Raw genomic sequence first — 25,727 nt, forward strand, 5'->3', positions numbered from 1 at the left:
TTCCAGATCAGTCACGGAAACCCATGGACCTCATCCTGCGCGGCGCCAACCTTCCCGATGGGCGGTCGGGCGTCGACATCGGCATCCGCGATGGCGTGATCGCGCACCTGGGGCCGGCGCTTGCGGCTTCGGCCAGCGAAGAAATCAACGCGCATGGCCATCTGGTGAGTGCGCCCTTCGTCGATGCGCATTTCCATATGGATGCCACTCTGTCCCTGGGTCTGCCGCGGATGAATATCTCCGGTACGCTGCTGGAGGGCATCGCCTTGTGGGGAGAACTCAAGCCCACCCTCACCGTCGATGCGCTCATCGAGCGCGCCATGGCCTATTGCGACATGGCCGTGGCGCAAGGTATCGGCGCTATCCGCAGCCATGTGGATATCTGCGACGACCGCCTGCTCGCCGTCGATGCCTTGCTGGAGGTCCGCAAGCGCGTAGCGCCTTATCTCGACCTGCAACTGGTGGCTTTCCCCCAGGATGGCCTGCTGCGCTCGCCGAACGCGAAGGAAAACCTTGTGCGTTCGCTCGATCGCGGCGTGGACGTGGTCGGTGGCATCCCGCACTTCGAACGCACGGATGCCGATGGCGCCGAGTCGATTCGCTGGCTGTGCGAACTGGCCGCCGAACGTGGCCTGATGGTGGACATGCATTGTGACGAGACGGACGACCCCATGTCGCGGCATATCCAGACGCTGGCGGCACAGACGATCCGCACGGGCCTGCAGGGCCGCGTCGCCGGCTCGCACCTGACGTCCATGCATTCGATGGACAACTATTTCGTTTCCAAACTGATTCCGCTGATCGCGGAAAGCCAGGTGCACGCGATTGCCAACCCGCTGATCAACATCACGCTGCAAGGGCGCCACGATACCTACCCCAAGCGCCGCGGCATGACCCGCGTGCCCGAACTGATGGCCGCGGGTGTCAACGTAGCGTTCGGCCACGACTGCGTGATGGACCCCTGGTATGCGATGGGTTCGGCTGACATGCTCGAGGTTGCCCACATGGGCCTGCACGTGGCGCAGATGACCAGCCGCGACGGCACGCGCGCATGCTTTGACGCGGTGACCTCCAATGCGGCCCGGGTGATGGGCCTGGATGGCCATGGCATCGAGGTGGGCAGGCGGGCGGACATGGTGTTGTTACAGGCGGCAGATACCGTGGAAGCGATACGCCTGAAGGCCGCGCGTCTGGCGGTGATCCGTGACGGCAAAGTGATTGCACACGCCCCCGAACGGGTGGTCGCCCTGGACCTCCCTGGGCGTCCCACGGCACTCCGTTTCGAACGTCCTTCCGGCAGCTGAACAAAAGCGACGGCATCCTCGCTTTCCATCCCCGTCGTTCAGGTTCGCCACCCTACATTGCAGCTGCCGCCCGCCCTTTCGAAAGTTTCAGGAAAGGCATCGGGCTTTACCGGAGGATTGGCCATGAACCGACTTACCCGCATTGCCGCCGCTGTCGTCCTTGGCTGCGCGAGCCTGTCGGCATTCGCCCAGCCAGGGCACGACAACGACCGCGGCCGCAATGGTCATGACGAGCGCCGGGGTAACGATCACCGAGGCAACGACCACCGCGGGAACGACCGCCGTGGCTACGATCATCGCGGTTATGACCGCGGCTACGGCCATCGCCCACCGCCGCCCCGCTACTACGGACATCCGCATTACTACGGCGGCCACCCCGGCCCCTATCGCGGCCATTGGGTCCGTGGCCATCGTTACAACGGGCCGGTGTATGTCGTAAATAATTACGGTTACTACCGCCTGCGTCCGCCGCCGCGCGGCTACCACTGGGTGCACGACGGCAGCGACTACCTGCTGGTTGCGGTAGCCACCGGCATCATCCTGGACATGGCAACCCGCTGATCCCTTGGCGCGGCCTGCACGCGGGCTGCGCCATGCTTATTTCCCCACCTGAGGAATTAACATGAAACCGATCCGAAGCCTGTTGCTCGGTGGCCTGTTGCTCTCGGTCACGAGCATCGCCATGGCCCAGCCGCCGCACGACCGCGACGGCGATCGTGACCACGACGACCACGGCCACGATAACCGCAATGACCATCGCGACGACCATCGCGACAACCATGACAACGGCGGTCATGGTCGATGGGCGCGTGGCCACTCACTGCCGCCGCAGTACCGCGACCGCGGGCACTACGTGACCGACTACCGCAGCTACCGTCTGCGCGAGCCGCCCCATGGTTACCGCTGGGTGCGCGCCGACAACGATTTCGTATTGGTCGCCATCACCACCGGGTTGATCGCCGACATCGTCGCCAACTCGCAGTAGTCCCCACAGGCCTGTATGGAAAGGGCGGCCCCTCGCGGCCGCCCTTTTTCGTGCGCCGCACAACACCGCATCGCCCCGCGTCTGCCTATACTCGGCCGGTCCGTTGCTTTCAGGGGAACGGCTCGACAACCAACGAGGAGGCTTCGATGCTGCAGCAGTACGGCTTGTGGATCGCCCTGGCTTGTGCGGTCCTGGCAGTTCTTTACGGCGCTTTATCCGTTCGATGGATCCTGGCGCAGTCCCCCGGCAACGAGCGGATGCAGGAAATCGCCGCCGCCATCCAGGAAGGTGCGCGAGCCTACTTGAACCGGCAGTACGCCACCATCGGCATGGTCGGCATCGTCCTTTTCGTCATCGTCGGCTTCGCCCTGGCCTGGCCCACGGCCATCGGCTTTGCCATTGGCGCCATCCTCTCCGGCGCCACCGGCTATATCGGCATGAATGTCTCGGTCCGGGCCAATGTCCGCACCGCCGAGGCCGCCCGCCACGGCCTGGCCAGCGCGCTGAAGGTCGCCTTCCGCGGCGGCGCCATCACCGGCATGCTGGTGGTGGGCCTGGCCCTGTTCGGCGTGGCCGGCTACTACGGGCTGCTGTTGCACTACGGCCTGCCCCAGATGGATGCCCTGCACGCCCTGGTGGGCCTAGCCTTCGGATCCTCGCTGATCTCCATCTTCGCCCGCCTGGGCGGTGGCATCTTCACCAAGGGCGCGGATGTGGGCGCGGACCTGGTGGGCAAGGTCGAGGCCGGCATCCCCGAGGACGACCCGCGCAACCCGGCGGTGATCGCCGACAACGTGGGTGACAACGTCGGCGACTGCGCCGGCATGGCCGCCGACCTCTTCGAGACCTACGCCGTCACCCTGATCGCCACCATGCTGCTGGGCGGCGTGATGGCCGAACAGACCGGCAGCAACGGCGCGCTGTTCCCGCTGGTACTGGGCGGCGCCTCGATCCTGGCCTCGATCATCGGTACGTTCTTCGTACGCGCCGGCAAGGGCAAGATCATGAACGCCCTGTACGCGGGCGTGGCGGTGTCGGCGATCCTTGCGGCCATCGCCTTCTACCCGATCACCCAGGGCCTGATGGGCGATTCGAGCTTCGGCGTGGGCAAGCTGTTCGGCTGCGAGCTGATCGGCCTGGCCCTCACCGGCGCCATGGTGGTGATTACCGAGTACTACACCGCCACCGAATACGGCCCCGTGCGTCACGTGGCCAGGGCCTCGCTCACCGGCCATGCGACCAACATCATCGCGGGCTTGGGCGTGTCGATGAAGTCCACGGCGCTCCCGGTGCTGGCCGTATGCGCGGCGATCTGGGGTGCCTTTGAGCTGGCCGGCCTGTACGGCATCGCCATCGCCGCCACCGCCATGCTCAGCATGACCGGCATGATCGTGGCCCTGGATGCCTACGGCCCGATCACCGACAACGCTGGCGGCATCGCCGAGATGGCCGAGCTTCCGCCGGAAGTGCGTGGCGTGACCGATCCGCTGGACGCGGTGGGCAACACCACGAAGGCAGTGACCAAGGGCTACGCGATCGGCTCGGCGGGCCTGGCCGCGCTGGTGCTGTTTGCCGATTACACGCATAACCTCAGCCAGCACCTTGGCGTGGCACAGGTGCCCTTCGACCTGTCCAACCACTACGTGATCATTGGCCTGCTGATCGGCGGCCTGATCCCCTACCTCTTCGCCGCCATGGCGATGGAAGCGGTGGGCCGCGCCGCCGGTGCCGTGGTGGAGGAAGTGCGCCGCCAGTTCCGCGAGATCAAGGGCATCATGGAAGGCACCACCAAGCCGGACTATTCCCGCGCCGTGGACATGCTCACCCGCTCGGCTATCAAGGAAATGCTCATTCCCTCCTTGCTGCCGGTGCTGGTCCCCGTGGTGGTGCTGTTCCTCTTCAAGTGGCTTGGCGGCAGCGAAGCCGGCGCGCAGGCATTGGGCGGCGTGCTGATCGGCACCATCGTCACGGGGCTGTTCGTGGCCATCTCGATGACAACAGGTGGCGGCGCCTGGGACAACGCCAAGAAATATATCGAGGATGGCCAGTTCGGCGGCAAGGGATCCGATGCGCACAAGGCCGCGGTGACCGGCGATACCGTGGGTGATCCGTACAAGGACACTGCGGGGCCCGCGGTGAATCCGTTGATCAAGATCATCAATATCGTGGCGTTGTTGTTGGTGCCGTTGCTTTAAGCTGCGGCGCTTGGTTACAAAAAACGCCCTGGGAAACCAGGGCGTTTTTTTTGCCTCGCATGGCAGCGCGACTCATGCTGCCGCGGCTGGCCTGGTCGCTCTGTCCGATACAGTCATGAAGCTCAAGAAAGGGTTAGGAACGCGACGACACAGGACTTCACGCGCGACGCTGCGCAGACTCCGCAGCTTTCACCGTCCGCTCACGATGCGCCGCCTGCTTGGCCCGATTCCCACATACGGCCATGTTGCACCAGCGCCTGGCGCGGCCACGCGTGTGATCGACAAACAACAGCGTGCAGGCATGGCCCTGGCATGCCTTTACGTCGCTGAAGTTCTCAGTCGTCAGCAGGTCAGCGATGGTTCTCGCAATCGGTATCAATAGTGTGTCGGAGGAGCGCCAGCGGCGACGCGATTCGAATGTCAGCCCAGAAGGGGGACCGGCGCCGTCGCTATCTGGCCGCACGACGATCTGCCCATAAGCCTCGTCACGCGCCAGTATCCGGTTGAGCGGATCAAGCGACGCCACCGCCTCATCCGAAAGCGGCTTGCCCATTCGCTCCCTTACGAACCCACGAAACCATTCCCTGAAGGCGCGGGCGTGGGTGGCCACGGCATCGAGCTCACCTGGCGCGGCGCCGGTGCTGAATTGTTCCAGCACATCCTTGGGCACCAGATGAGCCTGGTCCAGCCAGGAAAGCAGGTCCTCACCGTTGCCGATGAATTCCACGGTGGTATCGACGGGCACGGCAATGGAGTTGAGGAAATCCAGGCCAAGCGAGTCGGCAATGAAGAGGGCTGGGGGGGTTGCCTGGTTCATAAGCACTCAATGCATCCGGGGATTGGGCAGGTGGCGAAGAAACTTTACGTAACCACTATAACAGGTCTTGACAAGTTATGTAGATCGTAGAACACTCCAGCCCAACACGCCAAGTAACCTTCTTAAATGAGTTAGAGAGGTTATCAAAGCGTCAACGGATCATCACGACGGGCTACACATGCCATGACAGCCAAGCACCCCAACCCAGAGCGATTGATCCTGTTCTCCGACGCGGTGTTCGCAATCATCATCACTTTGCTCGTGCTCGAGCTGCGGCCGCCGCATAGCGCCAGCTGGCAGGCATTGGGCTCGTTGTGGCCATCGGCGCTGAGCTATGCCGTCAGTTACCTTTTCCTGGCGATCGTGTGGACCAACCATCATCACGTCCTGCGTTTCGCCCCCACGGCGAGTCCCCGTTTGATCTGGGGCAACTTCGCCCACCTCTTTTCCGTGTCGTTGATGCCCTTCGCCACCGCGTGGATTGCCGATAGCCGCCTTGGCGCGGTGCCCGTTGCGTTTTACGCGGGGGTATTCGTGCTGGTCAACGCCACCTACATGATCCTGTGCGCGGAAGCGGTCGATCGCCAGGACACATCCATCATCCCCTTGCAGGTGTGTCGGACGATGCGCCTGCGGTCGTTTCTCACCCTCGCTCTCTTTGCTTCGGCAGGATGCGTGGCGCTGTTCCAGCCGATCGTGGGGCTGGTGATGATTTGCGCATGCCTCCTGCTCTACCTGCGCCCTGACACTTTCAAGCTCAACTTCGCAAAGCGGCGACCCACGCCGACCGCCTGACCCGACAACTTCAGTAGCCCGAATCGGGGGATGGCTTTGCCGTCGCCGCAGGGTGAATTCGTCCCTTGAAAACACTTAGGAGAAGAACATGACTGATGCAACCGACCTCCCCACCGTCATCCTGGTCCACGGCGCGTGGGTGGATGGAAGCAGCTGGGCACGCGTGATCGTGGCGCTGGGCGATCGCGGATACAAAGTGATTGCAGCGCCCCTTCCGCTGGCCTCGTTGGGCAATGACATTGCTTCACTTCAGGCCGTGATCGATCGCACGCAAGGCCCCGTAGTGTTGGTGGGCCATGCGTATGCGGGCGCCGTCATTTCGGGCATCCAGGACGAGCGCGTATCCGCGCTGGTCTTCATCGCAGGCCTTGCACCTGCCCAGACCGAAACCGTCGCGGACGTGTTCTACCGCGATACCCAGCATCCGAACGCGCCAAGCCTTGCACCGGAACCGGATGGCCGGTTCTGGCTGCCTAACGATAGTTTCAGCACGGCGTTCGCGCAGAGCGCCGATGAAAAAACGCTCGCGGTGCTGGCGGCCGTGCAGCGCCCGATCACCGCCCCGTGCATTACCGAGCCGATGGGTCCGACGCTGTGGAGCAAGCGTCCGTCCTGGTACCTGGTGGCGCAGGACGACCGGATGATTCCCACGCCAACGCAGCGCTTCCTTGCCCAGCGTATGAAGGCCACCACCCGCGAAGCGGCAGTGGACCACTGCCCGATGGTGACCGCCCCGGACGAAGTGGTCTCGATCGTCGACGAGGCCGCGCGACTGGGCACGCAAGCGCGCTGATCCTTCACAGCATTCAACTCTCTACCAACTACAGGACACCCACCATGACCACCGTACATTACAAGACCACCAAGGTTGACGGCCTGGACATCGCCTACCGCGAAGCCGGCCCGTCAAACGCGCCGACGTTGCTCTTGCTGCATGGCTTCCCCTCCTCCAGCCACATGTTCCGCGACCTTATTCCCGCACTGGCGGATAAATTCCATATCGTTGCACCGGACCTCCCGGGCTTTGGCCGCTCGTCCATGCCCAGCCGTAGCGAATTCGCCTACACCTTCGACCACCTGGCCGATGTGATCAGCCGCTTTACCGAAGTGGTGGGTCTTAAGAAGTTCGGCATCTATATCTTCGACTACGGCTCGCCGGTTGGTCTGCGCATTGCCGTGAAACACCCCGAGCGCATCAGCGCCATCATCAGCCAGAATGGCAATGCCTATGTGGAAGGCTTGAGCGACGGCTGGAACCCGATACGCAGTTACTGGAAGGATCCAAGCGACGCCAATCGTGACGCGCTTCGTGGTTTCCTTTCCCCCGAGACCACGTATTGGCAATACACGCACGGCACGACCGATCCCACGCTGGTGTCGCCGGACGGTTACTCGCTAGACGATTTCTACATGGCGCGTCCCGGTGCGCATGAGGTCCAGCTGGACCTTCTGCTCGACTACGCCAGCAATGTGGCGATGTACCCGGATTTCCACGCTTACTTCAAGAAGCACCAGCCGCCGATCCTGGCCGTATGGGGCAAGAACGATCCGTTCTTCCTGCCGCCGGGCGCCGAAGCCTTCAAGCGCGACGTACCAAGCGCCCGCGTGGAGTTCTTCGACACGGGGCACTTCGCCCTGGAAACCCACCACGGTGAAATCGCCAAGGTGATCCGTGATTTCCTCGGGAATGTGTCGTGAGCGCGGAAACGGTAGCCATCGTCACCGGCGCCAGCCAGGGCATCGGTCGCGCAACGGCCATTCGCCTGGCGCAGGACTTCTCGCAAGTCGTACTGGTGGCGCGCGATCGCGCCCGTCTGGACAACACGGCGGATTCGGTGAGGCTGGCCGGCGCCGAACCCCTGGTGATCGACACGGACCTTAGCCAGGTATCGGCCGCCGACCAGGTGGTACGGGAAACGCTGGCCCGGTTCGGGCGCATTGACGCGCTGGTGAACATTGCCGGCGCCGTGCCGCAGATCGATCTGTTCGACATGACCGATGAGCAGTGGTACGCCGGAACGGAGCTGAAACTCCACGGCGCTCGCCGCCTCACCATCCGCGCCTGGGAATCGCTCAAGGCCTCGCGCGGAGCGGTGGTGCTCACCTCCGGCAATTCGGCACAGTTTCCCAAATCGCCCTATGCGGCCGTCGGCACCATCAACGCGGCGATCGTGGCCTTGGCCAAGGCCTTTGCCGAGCGCGGGCTAAAAGACGGCGTGCAGGTGAACAGCGTGATGCCCGGTCCGGTGATGACCGGCCGCCGCGAGAGCTATCTGAAGAAGTGGGCCACGGACCATAAGATGACAGTCGATGACGCCACGGGCGCGTTCCTGGCGCAGTCGGGCATAAGCAGATACGGCAAACCCGAAGAGTTGGCCGACCTCATGGCCTTCCTCGTTTCGCCCAACGCACGCTGGCTCACCGGCTCGTCGATCCGGATGGACGGCGGGGAGGTAACGTCGATCTGACGCTGCGGCAAAACGTCACTCGCGGAGAATTAAGCGTTTATCGAAAGTAAGGGAAATTCGCGCGATAATCGCCGCCGATCCCGCTCCGGCGAAGCTGGCGGGAGAAGGAACGACCGCGCCCGGTGAGGGCGCGGGGCCGGCAGGGAACGCCGCGAGCCTCGCCATGCGCACTGGAAAAGTGCGCGTGGTCAGCGACGCACCTGTCGGGTCCTTTCGACCCTATGAATGCTTAGCGAGGCTGTCATGTTTGCATCCCCCTACCGCGCCTGGCGGCGCTTGAACGCGAAACTGGATCACCCGGGTATCGGCCAGGCCATCGACGACGATGGCCGCCTGGCCGCCAGTTACCTTTTCATGTGCGCGATGGCCGCGGGTATCGCCATGATCGGCCTGCTGTCCAATTCCGCCTCGGTGATCATCGGCGCCATGCTGGTATCGCCGCTGATGGGACCGATCGTGCGCCTGGGCCTGGGCATAGGCACGCTCAGCCTCACCCGCGTGTGGCGTTCGCTGGGCACGCTGGCCTGCGGCATGGCCGTGGCGCTGGCGGTTTCGGTGACGATCGTGTGTATCTCGCCACTCAAGGTAGCGACGCCGGAAATCCTGGCACGAACCAATCCGAACATCTTCGACATGGTGGCGGCCACGCTATCGGGTCTTGCCGGTGGTTACGCGATGATCCGCAACCGTGGCGGCACCATCGTCGGCGTGGCCATCGCCACCGCACTGATGCCGCCGATGGCGGTGGTCGGCTTTGGCTTGGCCACCGGCCAGTTTGCTTTTGCCCAGGGCGCGCTGCTGCTGTTCACCACGAACCTCGCAGCCATCGCCCTCAGCGTGACACTGGTATGCACCTTTTATGGTTTCGGTGGAGCATCCACGCGCAAGGCAGTGGCGTGGCAACTGGTGGTGGGTATGCTTGTGCTGTTGCCGCTGGCCTTGCCGCTGAGCCACGCCCTGACGGATATCGCCCGGCAGACCCGCACGGTAAACACCGTGCGCAGCGCGATGTCCACCGCACTGGGCAGCCAGCAGATGCGCATCCTGGATCTGAAACTGGACAACGCCGGAGCCACGCCGGTGCTGGACGTTACCTTCGCGGTGCAGGCGTTCACCCGGGAAGACGACGATCGCCTGCGCAAGGCCCTGGTGCCCGCGCTGGCCGCAGGTACCGTCATGCGGTTCCAGCCCGTGATCGTCGCCGACCCCTCGGGCACCGAAGGCAGCCGCTCCAGCCTGGGTAGCGCCGTCATCGGCACGGCGGTCGCCGGCACCGCACTGGCCGAAGATCCCACGGCCGCGGACATCGTGCGGCACTTTCCGCTGCCCTTGCTCGATTCGCACGTTGACGCGGCGAAGCGGCGTGTCGAGCTGGTGGTGTCACCGTCCGCGCGCGCATCGCTGGCCACGCTTCGCCAGATGGAAGCCACGCTTACCGATGGAACCCCCGGTTGGCAGGTAGCCATCATCCCGCCGCCACGCCCGTTGGCCCCGGTATTGTTCACGCGCGGCTCGGCGGATCTGGGCGTCGCGCAGACCAGTACCCTGGAAGATCTGGCCTGGGCCATGCGTCATTGGGAAAGCCGCGGCGTGCTGCTGGAGGGCCGCGCCAGCAGCGATGGCCACGGCCCGGTCAACCTCGCCCAGGCCCGCGCCGAAGCCGTGCGCGGCTGGCTGGAACAGCAAGGCTTCGTGGTCACCCTGGGTGCCAGCTACCCCTTGCCCGACCAGCAACAGCGCGAGGACGCCGAAGGCGTGGACGCTTTCCGCAGCGTCTTCGTCCACGTCACCGACGCCCAGCCCCTCGACGCGCCGCCCCATGATCCCTGACCTTCGGCAGGGGGCCTTGCCCCCGTGCAAGGCTATGGTCAACCTGTTCAATGTGGGCGGCTGCCTTTAATGCCGTCGCCGCCACCACCACCTGTCTGGGGACCCACGTGAAACGAAGCCACCTCGCCCTCTGGGCCAGCCTTGCGATGACCGGAATGACCTACGCCCAACCTCCCGCCCAGCCGGCCGCGCCCGCCAAGGCCGCCGCAAGTGCCAGCGACGATGCCTATCTGTGGCTTGAAGACATCGACGCGACAAAGTCCATGGACTGGGTCAAGGCGCGCGACGCCGACACGGTAAAGAAATACGGAAGCTCCACCGAGTTCGCCGTGATGCAGGCGCAGTTGCTGGAGGTGCTCGATTCCGAAGCACGCATCCCGATGGTCACCAAGATCGGCGACCACTTCTACAACCTGTGGAAAGACAAGGCCAACCCGCGCGGCGTATGGCGACGTACCACGCTCGATGAATACCGCAAGGACAAACCGGCCTGGGAAACGGTGATCGACATCGATGCGCTGGGCAAGTCAGAGAACACCAATTGGGTGTGGCACGGCGCGCAATGCCTGAAGCCCGACTACAAGCGCTGCCTGGTGTCGTTGTCGCGCGGTGGCGCCGATGCCGATGTCGTGCGTGAGTTCGATCTCACCACCAAGAGTTTCATCAAGGACGGCTTCACCCTTCCCGAGGCCAAGAGCCAGGTGGCCTGGCGCGACCTGGACACCATCTACGTCGCCACCGATTTCGGCCCGGGCTCGATGACCGAATCAAGCTACCCACGCATCGTCAAGGAGTGGAAGCGCGGCACGCCGCTGGCTTCGGCGGCCCTGGTGTACGAGGGAAAATCCACCGACATGTCGATCTCGGCGTTTCGCGATCAGACCCCGGGGTTCGAACGCGACTTCGTGCAGCGTGCACTGGCCTTCTACGACGACGAGCTGTACCTGCGCGGCAAGGACGGCAAGCTCGCCAAGGTCGACGTGCCCGACGACGCGGTCACCGACATCCAGCGCGAATGGCTGCTGGTGCAGCCGCGTACGCCGTGGAAGGTCGGTGGCAAGACCTACCCCTCCGGCTCGCTGCTGGCAACGCACCTTGACGACTACATGGCGGGCAAGCGCGATATCACCGTGCTCTTCACGCCTAACGAGCATCAGTCGCTGGCCAGTCATTCGTGGACGAAGAACCACCTGATCGTCACCGTGATGAACGATGTGGTGAGCCAGCTCACCGTGTACACGCCGCCCAAGGATGGCAAGTGCGCCTGGACTCATGCCCCGCTCGGCGGCGCGCCGGCCTTGTCGTCGATCGACGCCTCGGGCATCGATGCCGACGACAGCGATGATTACTTCCTGGTCTCCAATGGCTTCCTGCAACCGGCCACGCTCTACTACGGCACCGTCGGCGGCACGCAGGAGGCGATCAAGCACGCCCCGGTGTTCTTCGATGCCTCGGGTCTTCAGGTGAGCCAGCACTTCGTGAAGTCGAAGGACGGCACGCGGGTGCCGTACTTCCAGATCGCGCCCAAATCGATGAAGCTCGATGGCAGCCATCCGACGCTGGTGTACGGCTACGGCGGCTTTGAGATTTCACTGGAGCCGGCGTACTCCGGCGGCATGGGCCGGGCCTGGCTTAGCCATGGCGGCATCTACGTGATCGCCAACATCCGCGGTGGCGGCGAGTACGGCCCGCGCTGGCACCAGGCGGCGCTGAAGGCGAACCGCCTGCGTGCGTACGAAGATTTCGCCGCCGTTTCCCAGGACCTGATCGACCGCAAGGTCACCTCGCCCAAGCACATGGGCATGATGGGCGGCAGCAACGGCGGCCTCCTGGCCGGCAACATGCTCACGCTCTACCCGCAGCTCTACGGCGCGGTGGTGAGCCAGGTGGCCTTGCTGGACATGAAGCGCTACACCCACCTCTCCGCCGGCGCTTCCTGGATGGCCGAATACGGCGATCCGGATAAACCAGCGGAGTGGGCCTTCATCCAGAAATTCTCGCCGTACCAGAACGTCAAACCCGGGGTGAAGTACCCGCCGGTGCTGTTCACCACCTCCACCCGCGACGACCGCGTGGGCCCGGTGCACGCCCGCAAGATGGCAGCCAAGATGCAGGACTTCGGCTACGACGCCAGCTTCTACGAAAACATCGAGGGCGGCCACGGCGCGGCGGCAGACAACAAGCAGTCGGCCTTCATGAATGCCCTGGGCTACAGCTTCCTGTGGGATCACCTGAAGTAGTTCGCAGACTCACCGGACGATCGAAAAGGCCGCCTTCGGGCGGCTTTTTCTTGCACCGCGTCTGGACAGGCGGCACGCGGTGGTGCGACGGTTGCCATCTGCCGCCCTGCCTGAAGGCTAGCCATGGATCACTTCATCCCCTCGCGCCGCCACTTCATGGGTCTGCTCGGCGTCACCGCGGCGGCGGCGTTTGCCCCGTTGCGGGCCACGGATCTGCAGCTGCCTTTCGACAACGGCAAGCGGCGGTTGGTGGAAGGTGTCGAAGGCAAGGGGCAGATGATTTTGCAGCGTACCCGCGCACCGTTGCTCGAGACACCGTTCGAGGTTTATGACCAAGGGTTGATCACGCCCGTCGATCGCTTCTATGTGCGCTGGCACACCGCCAGTGCGCCACGCCAGATCGACACCCCCGCCTTCCGCGTGCACGTGCATGGCCATGTCGAGCGCGAACTGTCACTCACCCTGGCGGACATAAGCTCGCTGCCGGCCAGGGAAATCACCGCGGTAAGCCAGTGCGCCGGCAATTCCCGGGGATTCTCCGATCCCCGCGTACCCGGCGCGCAATGGGGCAACGGGGCGATGGGCAACGCCGTGTGGCGCGGGGTGAGCTTGCGTCAGGTGCTCGACCGCGCCGGGGTGAAAGCAGGCGCAGTGGCGATCCGCTTCCGTGGTTTGGATGCCATGCCACCTCAGTTCGGGAAATCGCTTGCCGTGGATGTCGCGCGAAACGACGATGTCCTGCTGGCCACCCACATGAACGGCCAGCCGCTGCCATGGGTCCACGGCTTTCCGCTGCGCCTGGTCGTCCCGGGCTGGTTCGCCACCTATTGGGTGAAGACGTTAAGCGACATCGAAGTTCTCGACACCGAGGACGACAACTACTGGATGGCCAAGGCCTACCGCATACCCACCACGCCCGACGGCAGCACCACACCCGGAGCGCCTGCAGGTGCCACCACGCCGATCAGTACCATGCCGCCGCGTTCGTTCGTCACCAATCTGCATGACGGTGACCGGCTGCGCGCCCACAGCACGCAAGTGATCCGGGGCATCGCCTTCAGCGGCAAAGGCGCCATTGCCCGCGTGGAGTGGTCTGCAGATGGTCATGCCTGGCACCGCTGCCAGCTCGATAGCGAAGGGGGCAAGTACGGATTCCGCCGCTGGCACGCACAAATGCCGGTAGGGGCCGCCGGCCAGCAACGATTGCTGGTGCGCGCCACCGATGCCGGCGGCAACGTGCAACCGCCAACAGCAGGCTGGAACCCCGGCGGGTTCATGCGCAATGTCGTGGAATCGTTGAATCTGGTGGTCGCATGAAAGCCTCCTTGCTGGGCTTCGCACTCGCCATCGCGCCTGTCGCCGTGTCGGCGCAAGGCGCCGAACCGCCCTTGCCGTTGACCGGCGCGCCGCCTGCCGCGGCCGTCTGCGTTGCCTGCCATTCATCGGAAATGATCGACTACCAGCCGCGCCTTACCCTGGCCCAATGGCGCGCCACGGTACTGAAGATGAAGACCGCATACGGCGCCCCGGTGGCCGACAAGGACGTCGACGACATCGCCAATTGGCTTGCCTCGCGCCAGGTGAACGCCGGTCAGGCTGCTGCGGGGTCGCGCCGATTGCCGTAAACTGGCCGTTTTCCGCGCTTTCCAAGGACATCCCATGGGCCTTCACCTGGTCGCCGCCGGACGCAACGTGCCGGACGAAATCAACGTCATCATCGAAATCCCCAAGGATGCCGAGCCCGTCAAGTACGAGGTGGACAAGGAAAGCGGCGCGATCTTCGTCGACCGCATCCTTTCTACGCCCATGCGTTATCCCTGCAATTACGGCTACGTGCCGGGCACCCTGGGCGGTGACGGCGATCCGCTGGACGCCCTGGTGATCCTGCCGTTGCCGCTGGTACCGGGCTCGGTGATCCGCTGCCACCCGGTGGGCATGCTGAAGATGACCGACGAAGCCGGCGCCGACGAGAAGCTGGTGGTGGTTCCGGTGGACAAGGTGTTCGCCGGCTACGCCCACATCAAGGACATCAAGGCCGTGTCGGGCCATTGGCTTGAGCGCATCGGCCACTTCTTCGAGCATTACAAGGATCTTGAGAAGGGCAAGTGGGTCAAGATCGATGGCTGGGTCGGCGCCGAAGAGGCCAAGGCGGAGATCATCGCCGGTGCCAAGCGCTACCAGGACGACAAGGGCCCGAAGGCGGTCTGAGTACGCCAATGGCTGCATGAAAAAAGGGGCGCGAAAGCGCCCCTTTTTTGTTGCGGCGTGAGTGACCGGTTACCCGCGCTTGAGCAGTTCGCGCAGGTCGATCAACGCTGCGTTGGCGCGCGAGACGTAGTTGGCCATGACCAGCGAGTGATTGGCGAAGAAGCCGAACGGCGAGCCATTCAAGATGATGGGGCTTGCGACCGGCTTCTGCGCTTCCTCCAGTTCACGGATCACCTGCTGCAGGCCGACGTCGGCGTTCTTGTCCTTCAACACCGGACCGAAATCCTTCTGGAAGGCACGCAGCTGCACCAGCAGCGTCCAGGTATAACCGCGCGCTTCGTAGAAGTTATCGTCGATCTTCGACCATGGTGTCTTGATCATCTTGCCGCCGTCGGGCGCGGTGGTGACTTCCACCTTGTCGGCCTGGTCGGCGCTGGGCACCGTGTCCAGGCGAATCTGCCCGACGCTCGCCGACAGCCGCTGCGACAACGACCCGAGCCGGCCTGAAGCCACTTGCAGGTAATCGGCCAGGTTGTCGGCACGAGCGTAGAAATGCGCGTTGCCTTCGTCCTTGTCGCCCAGGCGTTGCAGGTAGCCTTCCAGGTGGTCCACGGCCTTGCGCAGCTGGCTTTCGGTGCTTGGCAGCAGCCAGCGGTCGTTGGGGGAATTGAGTAGCGGATCGGCCTCGGCCAGGTCCGGATCTTCGGTCGATTGCGTCTGCGAACGGCTGAAATCGTTACGCAGGGCGCGGACGAGGTCACGCGAGGCGGTGAGCGAGCCGAATTCCCAGTTGGGCATGTTGTCCATGAACACGCCGGGAGGCAGCTTGTCGTTGCTGAGATACCCGCCACGCTTGTCCATCAGCGTATCGACCGAATCGATCAGCGCCACCGTGGTGGTGGCGCCAGCGTTGACCGGCTGCTTGAGCTCCGTGGCACGGGCGGCCGCGGCTTTTACCGGGTCGAAGGATTCAGGCTCCTTGTCCCACCACCACATCACGGCCAGGTCCACCACCACCAGCGCGATGATCAGTGCCAGGACGGTACGGATCAGCCCCGTACGGCGAGGACGGGATGACGTGGGCGTGGTGGCATCCATGACGGGCGCTCCGGTAACGGGTTCGGACCTTGAGTCTAATACGCAGGCGCCGCGGGGAATTCCAAACGACTAGCGGGGACCGTAGGCCCGAATGAACATGTCTACGGCAGCCGCTGCCGTGGCACTGACTTCTTCGGCGAACTCGTATTTGCAGTCTTCGCAGCCGAACAGGCGGCGGAGCACCATGTCGCCCTTGAGCAAGGCCAGGAACTGGCCCGACGCGCGCGATACGTTCTCGATCTGCAGCTCGCCGTCGTCGACGGCACGTTGCAGGAGCTCGGCCACCAGCTTCTGCATCCGCGCCGGGCCCTCTTCCCATACCAGACGGCCGAAGCGGGGGTTGCCCTGCTGGCAATCGGACATGATGGCGCGGAAGGCGCCCACGGTATCGGCGTTGGTTTCAGCCAGCGCGTGGCGCTGGGCGATCTCGGTGAGGATGTCGCGAATGCCCACTTCCGGCCGCTTGGTGAAGAGCTCGGCGGGCAGTTTGTCCTGCACGTGGGCGCGGATCACTTCACGGAAGAGGTTGTCCTTGTCGCCGAAATGGCTGTAGACAGTGAGCTTGGACACGCCGGCAGCCGCCGCCACGGCATCCATCGAGGTGCCGTTGAAGCTGGACTGGGCGAAAAGGTTACGGGCGGCGTCCAAAATGAGCGCACGCTTCTCCATGTCCTTGGGGCGGCCGGGGCCCTGGGGCTTGGGTTTAAGGCTGGCGTTCATGGGTGCACCTTCACAAGCAGACGTCTCAAGTTTATTATACGCGGCGGTTCAGTATTTTGCAGGTGGGGCCGAAAGCGATCAGCCTTACGATGGTTTCGTATGTTCTGGCGCCCAGCCCCGGGGGCAAGTGCCTGCGGGCCGGCGGTTAAGCTGCGGGTGGGACATGTGACGCAAGTCAGGGGCGTCCGGTGACTTCCGGCACTTCGGTCACGAACCCCGAACAATAATGCTTGCGATTGTCGCCTCGGCGCTAAGCGCTTATGCTTTCAGACCTTTTTACCGCGCATCAGGACACTCCCATGGCGATGAATTTCGAACAGGCCCGCACCAACATGGTGGAAAACCAGGTGCGCCCCTGGGAAGTGCTGGACATGCGCGTCCTGGACGTGCTTTCCAGCGTTCAGCGCGAGGATTTCGTCGATCCGGCCCACCGCAATCTGGCTTTTGCCGATCTGGAGCTGCCCCTGGGCCATGGCGAGGTGATGATGAAGCCGGTGGTGGAAGGCCGCGTGCTGCAGGCGCTGGAGCTCCAGCCGGAGCACCGGGTGCTTGAGATCGGTACCGGCGCGGGCTTCTTGACCGCGTGCATGGCCCGCCTGTCGGCCCATGTCACCTCGGTGGACATCCATCCGGACTTCACCAGCCGCGCCGCCGAACGGCTGGCCCGCGCCGGCATCACCAATGTCACCCTGGAAACCGCCGAGGCCGTGCTCGCCTGGCAGCCGGGCGGCGTATTCGACGCGGTTGTGATCACCGGTGCCACGGCCGAACTTCCTTCCCGTTTCATCCACTGGGTCAAGCCCGGCGGCCGTATTTTCGCCATCCTCGGTCAGTCGCCCGCGCAGAGCGCGGTGCTGGTGACGCACGAGGGCGAAGGGCTCCAACGCAGCGAATCGCTGTTCGAAACCGATTTGCCGTACCTGGCGCATGCCGCGCCGTCACGTCAGTTCGTGCTTTGAGCCGCCCGTTTTCAAATACCTTTTAAATATCACCCGAAGAGGCACACCATGCGTTTGAAGCTCCTGACCCTGGCGATGGCCCTGGCCGCGGCACCGCTGACCAGCCATTCCGAGGATCTGCTCGACGCGTATCGGCAGGCCCGCGCGAACGATCCCACCCTTGCCCAGGCCGACGCCCAGCGTCTTGGCCAGCACGAAACCGTGGTGCAGAACCGCGCACTGCTGCTGCCGCAGGTGGATGCAAGCCTGTCGCTGAACCAGACGCAGGGTGCGGGTAATCGGGGTACGCCTGAATTCAACAACGACGGCACGCCAGTGCTCGATGGCGCGGGCGCTCAAGTCGTCGCCCCGAACACCGGCTGGCTGCGGTCACGCAACCAGTCGCTGAATGTCAGCCAGTCGGTAATGGACTTCAGCCTGTACGCCAACCTCAAGGCATCGCGCTCGCTCGATGCCGCGCAGGAAGCCAGCTACCAGGCATCCCTGCAGCAGTTGGCCACGCGCACGGCCACTGCCTACTTCCAGGTGCTGACCAACATGGACGCGCTGGCCTTCTCCAAGGCCAACGAGCAGGCCCTGGCCCGTCAGCTGGAGCAGGCGCAGCAGCGCTTCGATGTTGGCCTGTCGGCGATCACCGACGTGCAGGATGCCAAGGCCCAGCACGATACCTCGGTGGCCTCTGTCATCGTGGCCGACAACACGCTTGCTGATTCGCGCGAAGCGCTGACACAGATCACCGGCCAGCCGGTAGGTGAGCTGAAGAAGTTGCGCGAAGACCTGCCTATGACGCCACCCGCGCCGAACGATCCGAAAACCTGGGTGGACACCGCCATGCATTACAGCCCGACGGTGGCATCGGCGCAGTTCCAGGTGGAATCGTCCGAAGCCTCGATCAACGCCGCGCGTGCGGGTCACTTGCCGACTATCAACGCTACCGCCGGCTGGGGACGAACCAGCCAGTGGGCGCAGAACGGCGGCACCGACCTCAACAGCTCCACGGGCGGCACCAACAACCATCCGGCCACCACGGTCGGTGTGACGCTGTCCATCCCCATCTTCTCCGGTGGCGCGACGCAGTCGCGCGTCCGCCAGGCCATCTTTAACCGCGATGCCTCGCAGGACGTGCTCGAAATCACGCGCCGCCAGGTCACCCGCGACACGCTGAACTTCTACCGTTCGGTGGTGGCCGGCATCAGCCAGGTGGAAGCCACCAAGGCGGCGGTGACCTCCTCGCAGAGCGCCCGCGATGCCACGCAAGCCGGTTTCGAAGTGGGTACTCGTACAATCGTCGACGTGCTGATTGCCCAGCAGAATCTGACCCAGGCATTGTCGAACTACTCACAGTCCCGCCACCAGTTTGTGCTGAACAAGCTGCTCTTGAAGCAGACTGCCGGCGAAGTGGACATCAAGGATTTGGAAGCAGTAAACGCGCTGCTTCAGTAAACAGCAGTAGCAAGCAAGCCGGGGTCAGAGTTAAAACTCTGACCCCCGCCTTCCGCAGTTATTCCTCCAGCAAGCGATCCACCAAGCGCATCACGCGCTCTACGGCGCCCCGTTCGCTTTCGAACACATGCCGGGCGCAATCGCCCATCTGCCGACGCTCGTTGCCGTCGCGCAACAGGGCGCGCACCGCATCACCGAGCTGCGACGCCTCGTGCAGGCGTATGCCGCCGCCTTCCTGCACCAGCGTGTTGGTGATTTCCTCGAAATTGAAGGTGTGCGGACCCACCACCACGGGCGTGGACACGGCTGCGGGTTCCAGCACGTTGTGGCCGCCGATGGGCACCAGGCTGCCACCGACGAAGGCAACGTCGGCCGAGGCGTAGAAGGGCATCAGCTCGCCCATGGTGTCGATCACGAAGCACTGCGTGGCGTGCCCGGGCAGGCCATCGACGCTGCGCACCGCCGCGGTGAAACCAAGGTTGCGCACCGCGCCTTCCACCTGGCGGAAGCGTTCGGGGTGGCGCGGAGCGATCAAGAGCAGGGCGTCAGGCAGGCGCTCGAGCACCTTCAGGTGCGCCTCGAGCACGGGCATTTCCTCGCCCTCGTGGGTGCTGGCGGCGATCCACACCGGGCGCGAGGTACCCCAGGCATCCCGGAATCCCTGGCCGCCACCCTTGGTGGTAGCGGAAAGCGGCATGTCGAACTTGAGGTTGCCCACCACCGATAGCTGGGTGGGCTCCGCCCCCAGCAGACGATAGCGCGCGGCATCGGTGCGCGACTGCGCGGCAATGTGGCTGACGCAACGAAGCGCCGCGCGCACCAGGCCCTTGAGCGGGGCGTAGCCACGCAATGAGCGCTCCGACAAACGTGCATTGGCGATCAACAGGGGAATGCCGCGGCGGCGGCAGCCGAAATAGAGGTTCGGCCAGATTTCCGTCTCCACGATCACCGCCAGGCGTGGCCGGATCTTGCGCAGGAAGCTGCGCACGGCAAAGGGAAGGTCGTACGGCAGGTACACGCTGTGTACGCTTTCACCGAACAGTTGCAGCACGCGTTCGGAGCCCGTGGGCGTGACCGTGGTCACCACCAGTGGCGCATCGGGATAGGCCAGCATCAGGGCCTTCACCAGCGGCTCGGCGGCATTGACCTCACCCACCGACACCGCGTGCACCCACAGGCTGCCGTTGATCCCGGGCGCGGGGAATATGCCGAAGCGTTCGCGCCAGCGGCGGTGGTAGCCACGATAGCGGACACCGCGCGCAAGCAGCCGCATCACGATGATCGGCGTCACCAGGTACATGGCCAGGGTGTACAGGAAGCGCAACGAAGACCATCCCTTCTCTTGGCTTAGCGCACCAGTATACCCGTGCCCCGCCGGGGCCCGCCCGGTAGAATGGGCCGATGCCCGGTGCCGTCCTGCCTCCCCTTCCCCGCCGCTTGCTTGGCCCGCGCCACTGGCCGGCCTGGATCGGCGTGGGCGTGATCTGGCTGGTGGCCCACCTGCCATGGCGCGTACTGGAGGGACTGGGCCGTTTCATCGGCAACCTGGCGCTGATACTGAACAAGGAACGCCGCCAGATCGCCGCCACCAATATCGCGCTGTGTTTTCCCGAACTCGATGCCGATGCCCAGCGTGCGCTGGTCCGGGCAAATCTGCGCGATGTCGGCATGATGCTGGTGGAATTCGCGCTGGGCTGGATGGGCAGCGATCGCGCCATCGCCCGCGTGCCCTTGCGCATCGAAGGCCTGGAGCACCTGCAGGCGGCACGTGATGCCGGGCGCGGGGTGCTTCTGGTGGGCGGGCATTTCTCCCACCTTGAATTGGCCGCTCGCCTGGTATCCAGCCGCATCCGCATCGCCGGCATGTACCGGCGGATGGATTCAGAGGTATTCGAATGGGTGGTGCTGCGCTCGCGCCTGCACTATGCCGATGCCATGTTCGACAAGGACGACCTGCGCGGCACGGTGAAGTACCTGCGCGCCGGCGGCACCCTCTGGTATGCCCCCGACCAGGACATGCGCAGCAAGGACAACGTCTTCGCGCCGTTCTTCGGCGTGCCCGCGGCCACCATCACCGCCACGCATCATCTGGCGCGGATGTCCGGTGCCGTGGTCATACCGTTCTTCCACCGGCGGCTGCCCGAGGGCGGCGGTTATGTGCTGCGCCTTGCTCCGCCGATGCCCGACTTTCCCAGCAAGGATGCCGCTGCCGACACCGTGCGCGTCAACGAGGAAGTCGAGCGCATGGTGCGCGAAGCACCCGAGCAGTATCTCTGGGTTCATAAACGTTTCAAAACACGCCCGCCGGGCGAACCCCGCATTTACTGAAGGGGCTTTTCGCGAACGCGAAAGGCGATGGAAAGAAGCTGGAAGCGACGCGAAAGAAAGCGCGATCACGGCGAAAGATTTAGAAAGTTTTCGTAAGAAACTGGAAAGCACGCGTGCGTAAAACGTCGCCCATTCTCCATTGGATGGCGACACGTCCCCATGCACGATTCGCTTATTGCTTCCTCGCTTCGCGCCCGCACCGATTGGCACGGCCATGCGCTCAAGCGTGTCGCCTGCGCCGCCAAATACCTGGTCCGCTCGCTGCAGGTGAAAGCACGCCACCGCGCCTGGCTTGGTTTCATCCGCGATACGTCGCCGATGCCCGCCGTGGTCGCCCGCGATCCCCGGCTGTTCGAGCGCTACCAGCATCGCTACATCAACCTTACCTTCGATCCGGCCACCCGGCTCGCCCTGGTGCACGGTCACTACGATTTCATCATCCGCCACTGGCCGGCGGCGCTGGTGAAGGCGGTGTACGTGGATCGGGAGCATCGCATCGGCCAGCTCACCCTGCGCGACGGCAGCCAGGTGGATATCGTGTTGAAGGCCCCTCCAGTCAAAGGGCTGGAGGGTGAACTAGGTATTTACCTGTGCGACACCGACGGCATTCATCTTTCTTCGGTGATCCTGACCATCGCCGATGAGGGCCGGACCTTGCTCGTTGGATGCGTCCAGGGCGCCAAGGCCAGTGAAGGCAAGGAAGCGGTGCGCGACCTCACCCGCCAATGCCATGGCCTGCGGCCGAAGAACCTGCTGCTGTCCCTGGTGTATGCGGTAGCGGGGATCTACGGCAGCGACGAGGTGCGCGGCGTGGGCCAGGCCGTGCATCCGTTTGCCCATAAGCACGACAAGATCAAATCGGACTACAACGGGTTCTGGCGCGAAGCTGGCGGCGTGCTCGCCACCGATGGCATGTTCGACCTTCCCGCGCGCGAGGCGGTGCGCAACATCGCCGATGTCGAGAGCAAGCATCGCTCGGCTTTTCGCCGCCGCGAGGCATTGCGGGCCGAAGCGATGGACATGCTGGCCAGGGCGCTGGATCCAGGCCATGTGTCGCAACCGGGCATGGACCACCATCCGCTCGACAACCGCGCCGCTGCCTGATGAAAGCGGCTAGCGACGACCTTGTCGCCGCGCTTCATGCAGCTTGGCGTACTTCAAGAACGCATAGAATGCGCCGGTGACACTGGCAATGAAGCCGGCCCAGCCATTGAGGAAATAGCGCTTGAGCAGGTACTGCCGCAGGAAGAACAACGGCGGGTAGAACACCATGCGCAAGCCGGTGAAGCGTTGCTGCTTGCGCAGCTTGTGCGCCACCATGCCGGTGGTATAGCGGTTGATCTTCTCCACCCGCGTGGCGATGTCGCCGTCGCCATCGTTGACGAAGTCCGCACGCCACAGGTTGCGCACCGGACCGTCCACCTCGACAGCCGAGTGCACTTCCACGTCGTTCATGCGGCCGCGGCGCCGGTCGAACAATCGCAGGTGCGGGTTCCGCCACGACCACCGATGCTGCACCGTCCAGAACATGCGTTCGCGTCGCGGCAGGCGAAAGCCGGCGTGGCGCGGCGCCTGCAGTGCCTGTTCGATCACCTGGCGCGTGCCGGGTGACAACACCTCGTCGGCATCGAGGTTCAAGATCCAGTCGTGACGCGCCAAGGCGTAGGCGCGCTGTTTCTGCGGACCATAGTCGTCGAAGGGGTGTACCTCGACGCGGGCGCCGTGCCTGCGCGCGATCTCCACCGTGGCATCGGTGGAGCCCGAGTCCAGCACGACGATTTCCTCGGCCCAGGACACCTCCGCCAGTACGCGATCGAGCGTGTCGGCGTTGTTGTAGGTGATCAGAACCACAGAGAGCGGTTCGCGCGTCATGGCACCGCCTTGTCGTCCGTCTCCGGGATGTCCGCATACAGCGCCGCGCACCACAGCGCCAGCAGCCAGGCAAACAGCAACCCCCACCATGCGGAATAGAAGGCCAGGTGCGTGTTGATCGGAAACAGCATCGCCGAGAGCGCCACGGTCACGGGAAACGCCCGGATGCGTGCTGCTGGTGAACATGTCCACCAATGGCGGATGGCAACGCAGGTCGCAGCAAACCACAGCACCAGGCCCAGTGCGCCGGTCTCGGTGAGGATCTCCAGCAACAACTGGTGGGCGTGGCAGGCACCCTCGCCCGCGCCGCATGATTCGTCGGTAACGAAATGGTCGTTGGCCGGCGCGTAGGAGGGATACGCATAACGGAAGCTGCGCACGCCCACGCCATTGACCGGATGCGCCGCCGCCATGTGCAGGCTGGCGCGCCAGATCGACAAGCGGCCGGTAAGGGCCTCGTCCACGTTGGCGTCGTGGCCGCGGAACGCCTCCAGGGTGCGCTCCATCCGCGCATGGAACGGTGCCGACACTTTCCACGCGATACCGGCACCGGCACCGGCGACCACCGCGATGGCGAGGCACGCAGGAAGGAAGCGCCGCCAGCCACCGCACTGGGCCCATGCAAAGGCGAGCACCACCACGCCGTAGCAAAGCCACGCGGCACGTGATCCGGCCAACAGGATCGGCCCCAGCATCGCCAGCGCGGCTGCCAGCAGTCCGCGCCAGCCCCAGCGTTCGCGCGCCGCCCACAACAGGAAGGGCGACAGCACGGCAAGCGTGGGCCCAAGCTTGAGGTTGTCCGCGCCGAAAATGCCCGATACCCGCTCCGCTTCCGCGTGGCCGCCGAGGCTCCAGCCGGTGGCGGCCTGTACCCAGGCATCGAGCACCCACACCACGATCACCACCGCGGTGGCGCGGTACAACGTAAAGAGCCGCGACGGACGCCGCATGGCGAAACACGCGTAGATGCCGATGGGCAGGTAACGCAACACCGCCGCCACGGTGCCCCAGGCCTTGCCCGGCGCCACTGCATCGACCGCGGAGAACAGCGCGGCACCAATGTAGGCGGCCATCAACGCCAGGAACAATTTCGCCCCGGCGTGCTCACCCAGCGCGCGAGGCTCGCGCACCAGCAACATGATGCTGCCGATCAGGCACAGTGCCGTACAAAGCTCCGCGCTTCGACCCAGCGGCAGCAAAGCCGGCAGCAACCATAGCGGCAACAGGGGTGAGGTCAGGCCGGCCTTGATCGACAGCTTGTTCATCATGGGCCGCGGTGGGGGAACAAGCGCCAGATTGTAGTTCCGACCGACCCGGGGATGTTCAGTCGGCAGCGACTTCCTGGTAAAGCGCCAGGGTGGCTGCCTGCATGTCGTCGAGCCGATAGCTCTTCAGCGGCGCGATGGCCGGGGCAAGTCGAAGCAGTTCAGCCACGCGCTCGACCAGGCGCTCGCGATCACCCACCGGTACGCGTCCGGCGGGGTAAAGCTCGGCCAGCAGCTCGCCTACGCCACCGTGGGCATAGCCCACCACGGGCCGGCACAACGAGAGCGCTTCAACCACCGTACGGCCGAACGACTCAGGCTTGTTGGAAAGCTGGAGGATCAGGGCAGAACTGGCGTAGATGTCGCGGATGTCAGCGCGCGTACCCGACATCACCACCTTGTTCGCCACGCCACGGCGCTCGGCCAACGCTTGCAGTTCACGCACGTAGGCTTCACGACCAGGCTCGATCACGCCCAGCAACAGCAAGCGAGCGTCGATCCCACGGGTGGCAAGTTCGGCCAAGAGTTCGATGGCATCGGCGTGGCCCTTCAGGCGCGTGCCGCGGCCTGGCAAGGTGAGCAACGGCGCGCCGGCCAGTTCCGGGTATTCGCCGAAGAAGTGCTCGCGCCAGGCTTCTTCCGGGCGGTAGCCGTAGGGGAAGGCGTCGGTGTCGATGCCGCGCGGGATCACCGCGATACTCGAAGGATCGAGCCCCGCGTAATGGCGCATGACATAGTCGCGCAAGGTCTGCGAGACCACGATCACCCGCTCGCCACGGGTAAGGATGGCGCTATAGCGGCCAGGTGAATTGAGCCCGTGCACCGTAGTGATGAAATGGGGCCGTTTGGCCATGCCACGCATCGCCCACCAGGCAAGCCACGCCGGCACGCGCGAGCGCGCGTGGACAATGTCGGGGGCCAACGCCGTAAGGATGCGCCGCAGGGCGGGTACCTGCAGCAACGAAAACACCGACTTCCTGCCGATCGGCAAGGTGACGTGTTCGCTGCCCTCCTGCTCCAGCTGCGGTACCAGTCGCCCCCCACCGGAAATCACCACCGACCGGTGCCCCGCGGCCACCAGGGCCCGGCCCACTTCCAGCACCGATCGCTCCGCGCCGCCGGCATGCAGGGCCGGGATCAGCTGGATAACGGTGAGTTTGCGTTCGGGCGGGGTATTAGGCACGTCGGGAAGGGTCGATT

At 64.5% G+C, this 25,727-nt stretch carries 24 protein-coding genes; 17 read left to right on the top strand and 7 right to left on the bottom strand.

Annotation, left to right across the window (positions count from 1 at the left end):
• The first annotated feature begins 23 nt into the window (after window positions 1–23).
• The 4 genes from NDK18_RS08290 to NDK18_RS08305 all read left to right on the top strand — a co-directional run bounded on the left by NDK18_RS08290 (window position 24) and on the right by NDK18_RS08305 (window position 4,484).
• The gene (locus tag NDK18_RS08290; RefSeq protein WP_250624756.1) at window positions 24–1,304 is read left to right on the top strand and encodes an amidohydrolase family protein; all 1,281 of its coding nucleotides are present in this window, start codon (window positions 24–26) and stop codon (window positions 1,302–1,304) included.
• A gap of 123 nt (window positions 1,305–1,427) precedes the next feature.
• Window positions 1,428–1,865, top strand: a complete 438-nt coding sequence (locus tag NDK18_RS08295) for an RcnB family protein (protein WP_250624755.1) — start codon at window positions 1,428–1,430, stop codon at window positions 1,863–1,865.
• A 61-nt stretch (window positions 1,866–1,926) separates the two neighbouring features.
• On the top strand, window positions 1,927–2,289 hold the full coding sequence (locus NDK18_RS08300; RefSeq protein ID WP_250624754.1) for an RcnB family protein: 363 nt from the start codon (window positions 1,927–1,929) through the stop codon (window positions 2,287–2,289).
• 146 nt (window positions 2,290–2,435) lie between these two features.
• Window positions 2,436–4,484 (top strand): sodium-translocating pyrophosphatase, encoded by a 2,049-nt coding sequence (locus NDK18_RS08305; RefSeq protein ID WP_250627511.1) that lies wholly within the window; start codon window positions 2,436–2,438, stop codon window positions 4,482–4,484.
• A gap of 157 nt (window positions 4,485–4,641) precedes the next feature.
• Here NDK18_RS08305 and NDK18_RS08310 read toward each other — a convergent pair whose 3' ends face one another.
• Entirely contained in the window at window positions 4,642–5,301 is a 660-nt protein-coding gene (locus tag NDK18_RS08310) for a CGNR zinc finger domain-containing protein (RefSeq protein ID WP_250627512.1), read from the bottom strand.
• Window positions 5,302–5,484: 183 nt separating this feature from the next.
• Here NDK18_RS08310 and NDK18_RS08315 point away from each other — a divergent pair, with 183 nt between their 5' ends.
• The 9 genes from NDK18_RS08315 (at window position 5,485) to ppa (ending at window position 14,842) form a co-directional block, all read left to right on the top strand.
• Complete coding sequence (locus NDK18_RS08315) at window positions 5,485–6,096, top strand: TMEM175 family protein (protein ID WP_250627513.1); 612 nt, start codon at window positions 5,485–5,487, stop codon at window positions 6,094–6,096.
• A gap of 88 nt (window positions 6,097–6,184) precedes the next feature.
• Window positions 6,185–6,889: an alpha/beta fold hydrolase gene (locus NDK18_RS08320; RefSeq protein WP_250627514.1), complete on the top strand. Its 705-nt coding sequence runs from the start codon at window positions 6,185–6,187 to the stop codon at window positions 6,887–6,889.
• A gap of 44 nt (window positions 6,890–6,933) precedes the next feature.
• A complete protein-coding gene (locus tag NDK18_RS08325; protein ID WP_250627515.1) occupies window positions 6,934–7,794 on the top strand; it encodes an alpha/beta fold hydrolase in 861 nt (286 codons plus the stop codon).
• On the top strand, window positions 7,791–8,564 hold the full coding sequence (locus NDK18_RS08330; RefSeq protein ID WP_250624748.1) for an SDR family oxidoreductase: 774 nt from the start codon (window positions 7,791–7,793) through the stop codon (window positions 8,562–8,564). Before NDK18_RS08325 ends, NDK18_RS08330 begins: the two co-directional genes overlap by 4 nt.
• A gap of 243 nt (window positions 8,565–8,807) precedes the next feature.
• Window positions 8,808–10,394, top strand: coding sequence for a DUF389 domain-containing protein (locus NDK18_RS08335; protein WP_250627516.1), 1,587 nt, complete (start codon window positions 8,808–8,810; stop codon window positions 10,392–10,394).
• Between the two features lie 155 nt (window positions 10,395–10,549).
• Complete coding sequence (locus NDK18_RS08340) at window positions 10,550–12,634, top strand: prolyl oligopeptidase family serine peptidase (RefSeq protein ID WP_250627662.1); 2,085 nt, start codon at window positions 10,550–10,552, stop codon at window positions 12,632–12,634.
• Window positions 12,635–12,757: 123 nt separating this feature from the next.
• Window positions 12,758–13,951: a molybdopterin-dependent oxidoreductase gene (locus NDK18_RS08345; RefSeq protein WP_250627517.1), complete on the top strand. Its 1,194-nt coding sequence runs from the start codon at window positions 12,758–12,760 to the stop codon at window positions 13,949–13,951.
• Complete coding sequence (locus NDK18_RS08350) at window positions 13,948–14,259, top strand: hypothetical protein (RefSeq protein ID WP_250627518.1); 312 nt, start codon at window positions 13,948–13,950, stop codon at window positions 14,257–14,259. Before NDK18_RS08345 ends, NDK18_RS08350 begins: the two co-directional genes overlap by 4 nt.
• A gap of 34 nt (window positions 14,260–14,293) precedes the next feature.
• Complete coding sequence (ppa, locus tag NDK18_RS08355) at window positions 14,294–14,842, top strand: inorganic diphosphatase (RefSeq protein WP_250624744.1); 549 nt, start codon at window positions 14,294–14,296, stop codon at window positions 14,840–14,842.
• A gap of 69 nt (window positions 14,843–14,911) precedes the next feature.
• On the opposite strand, the gene NDK18_RS08360 is transcribed toward ppa, so the two are convergent.
• Window positions 14,912–15,940, bottom strand: a complete 1,029-nt coding sequence (locus NDK18_RS08360) for a DUF2333 family protein (RefSeq protein ID WP_250624743.1) — start codon at window positions 15,938–15,940, stop codon at window positions 14,912–14,914.
• 69 nt (window positions 15,941–16,009) lie between these two features.
• Window positions 16,010–16,660 (bottom strand): TetR/AcrR family transcriptional regulator, encoded by a 651-nt coding sequence (locus NDK18_RS08365; RefSeq protein WP_250624742.1) that lies wholly within the window; start codon window positions 16,658–16,660, stop codon window positions 16,010–16,012.
• Window positions 16,661–16,959: 299 nt separating this feature from the next.
• On the opposite strand from NDK18_RS08365, the gene NDK18_RS08370 reads away from it, so the two are divergent.
• Together NDK18_RS08370 and NDK18_RS08375 are read left to right on the top strand one after the other, a co-directional pair.
• Window positions 16,960–17,619 (top strand): protein-L-isoaspartate O-methyltransferase family protein, encoded by a 660-nt coding sequence (locus tag NDK18_RS08370; protein WP_250627519.1) that lies wholly within the window; start codon window positions 16,960–16,962, stop codon window positions 17,617–17,619.
• 48 nt (window positions 17,620–17,667) lie between these two features.
• Window positions 17,668–19,062, top strand: coding sequence for a TolC family outer membrane protein (locus tag NDK18_RS08375; protein ID WP_250624740.1), 1,395 nt, complete (start codon window positions 17,668–17,670; stop codon window positions 19,060–19,062).
• Window positions 19,063–19,120: 58 nt separating this feature from the next.
• Here the strand turns inward: NDK18_RS08375 and waaA are convergent, their stop codons facing one another.
• Window positions 19,121–20,386, bottom strand: coding sequence for a lipid IV(A) 3-deoxy-D-manno-octulosonic acid transferase (gene waaA / locus NDK18_RS08380; protein WP_250624739.1), 1,266 nt, complete (start codon window positions 20,384–20,386; stop codon window positions 19,121–19,123).
• Window positions 20,387–20,463: 77 nt separating this feature from the next.
• Between waaA and lpxL the strand changes: the two genes are divergently transcribed.
• Window positions 20,464–21,390 carry an LpxL/LpxP family Kdo(2)-lipid IV(A) lauroyl/palmitoleoyl acyltransferase gene (gene lpxL, locus NDK18_RS08385; protein WP_250624738.1) on the top strand — a complete coding sequence of 309 codons (927 nt, stop codon included), beginning with the start codon at window positions 20,464–20,466 and terminating at the stop codon, window positions 21,388–21,390.
• Between the two features lie 159 nt (window positions 21,391–21,549).
• Complete coding sequence (locus NDK18_RS08390) at window positions 21,550–22,494, top strand: VirK/YbjX family protein (RefSeq protein WP_250627520.1); 945 nt, start codon at window positions 21,550–21,552, stop codon at window positions 22,492–22,494.
• 9 nt (window positions 22,495–22,503) lie between these two features.
• On the opposite strand, the gene NDK18_RS08395 is transcribed toward NDK18_RS08390, so the two are convergent.
• The 3 genes from NDK18_RS08395 to NDK18_RS08405 are packed head-to-tail and all read right to left on the bottom strand — an operon-like array spanning window position 22,504 to window position 25,710.
• Complete coding sequence (locus NDK18_RS08395) at window positions 22,504–23,262, bottom strand: glycosyltransferase family 2 protein (protein WP_250624736.1); 759 nt, start codon at window positions 23,260–23,262, stop codon at window positions 22,504–22,506.
• A complete protein-coding gene (locus NDK18_RS08400; RefSeq protein ID WP_250625874.1) occupies window positions 23,259–24,527 on the bottom strand; it encodes an O-antigen ligase family protein in 1,269 nt (422 codons plus the stop codon). Before NDK18_RS08400 ends, NDK18_RS08395 begins: the two co-directional genes overlap by 4 nt.
• Before the next feature lie 58 nt (window positions 24,528–24,585).
• Window positions 24,586–25,710 carry a glycosyltransferase gene (locus tag NDK18_RS08405; protein ID WP_250624735.1) on the bottom strand — a complete coding sequence of 375 codons (1,125 nt, stop codon included), beginning with the start codon at window positions 25,708–25,710 and terminating at the stop codon, window positions 24,586–24,588.
• Between the last annotated feature and the right edge of the window lie 17 nt (window positions 25,711–25,727).

This window comes from Pinirhizobacter soli (assembly GCF_015905305.1).
Lineage (GTDB): Bacteria > Pseudomonadota > Gammaproteobacteria > Xanthomonadales > Rhodanobacteraceae > Pinirhizobacter > Pinirhizobacter soli.

Excerpts from the sequence above, each read along its gene's own strand:
- NDK18_RS08315 (WP_250627513.1), top strand. The coding sequence starts at position 5,485 with ATGACAGCCAAGCACCCCAACCCAGAGCGATTGATCCTGTTCTCCGAC.
- NDK18_RS08290 (WP_250624756.1), top strand. The coding sequence starts at position 24 with ATGGACCTCATCCTGCGCGGCGCCAACCTTCCCGATGGGCGGTCGGGC.
- NDK18_RS08395 (WP_250624736.1), bottom strand. The coding sequence starts at position 23,262 with ATGACGCGCGAACCGCTCTCTGTGGTTCTGATCACCTACAACAACGCC.
- NDK18_RS08390 (WP_250627520.1), top strand. The coding sequence starts at position 21,550 with ATGCACGATTCGCTTATTGCTTCCTCGCTTCGCGCCCGCACCGATTGG.
- NDK18_RS08345 (WP_250627517.1), top strand. The coding sequence starts at position 12,758 with ATGGATCACTTCATCCCCTCGCGCCGCCACTTCATGGGTCTGCTCGGC.
- lpxL (WP_250624738.1), top strand. The coding sequence starts at position 20,464 with ATGCCCGGTGCCGTCCTGCCTCCCCTTCCCCGCCGCTTGCTTGGCCCG.
- NDK18_RS08305 (WP_250627511.1), top strand. The coding sequence starts at position 2,436 with ATGCTGCAGCAGTACGGCTTGTGGATCGCCCTGGCTTGTGCGGTCCTG.
- NDK18_RS08325 (WP_250627515.1), top strand. The coding sequence starts at position 6,934 with ATGACCACCGTACATTACAAGACCACCAAGGTTGACGGCCTGGACATC.
- NDK18_RS08335 (WP_250627516.1), top strand. The coding sequence starts at position 8,808 with ATGTTTGCATCCCCCTACCGCGCCTGGCGGCGCTTGAACGCGAAACTG.
- NDK18_RS08365 (WP_250624742.1), bottom strand. The coding sequence starts at position 16,660 with ATGAACGCCAGCCTTAAACCCAAGCCCCAGGGCCCCGGCCGCCCCAAG.
- NDK18_RS08360 (WP_250624743.1), bottom strand. The coding sequence starts at position 15,940 with ATGGATGCCACCACGCCCACGTCATCCCGTCCTCGCCGTACGGGGCTG.
- NDK18_RS08310 (WP_250627512.1), bottom strand. The coding sequence starts at position 5,301 with ATGAACCAGGCAACCCCCCCAGCCCTCTTCATTGCCGACTCGCTTGGC.
- NDK18_RS08320 (WP_250627514.1), top strand. The coding sequence starts at position 6,185 with ATGACTGATGCAACCGACCTCCCCACCGTCATCCTGGTCCACGGCGCG.
- NDK18_RS08350 (WP_250627518.1), top strand. The coding sequence starts at position 13,948 with ATGAAAGCCTCCTTGCTGGGCTTCGCACTCGCCATCGCGCCTGTCGCC.
- NDK18_RS08300 (WP_250624754.1), top strand. The coding sequence starts at position 1,927 with ATGAAACCGATCCGAAGCCTGTTGCTCGGTGGCCTGTTGCTCTCGGTC.
- NDK18_RS08375 (WP_250624740.1), top strand. The coding sequence starts at position 17,668 with ATGCGTTTGAAGCTCCTGACCCTGGCGATGGCCCTGGCCGCGGCACCG.
- NDK18_RS08295 (WP_250624755.1), top strand. The coding sequence starts at position 1,428 with ATGAACCGACTTACCCGCATTGCCGCCGCTGTCGTCCTTGGCTGCGCG.
- NDK18_RS08400 (WP_250625874.1), bottom strand. The coding sequence starts at position 24,527 with ATGAACAAGCTGTCGATCAAGGCCGGCCTGACCTCACCCCTGTTGCCG.
- NDK18_RS08340 (WP_250627662.1), top strand. The coding sequence starts at position 10,550 with ATGACCTACGCCCAACCTCCCGCCCAGCCGGCCGCGCCCGCCAAGGCC.
- NDK18_RS08370 (WP_250627519.1), top strand. The coding sequence starts at position 16,960 with ATGGCGATGAATTTCGAACAGGCCCGCACCAACATGGTGGAAAACCAG.
- ppa (WP_250624744.1), top strand. The coding sequence starts at position 14,294 with ATGGGCCTTCACCTGGTCGCCGCCGGACGCAACGTGCCGGACGAAATC.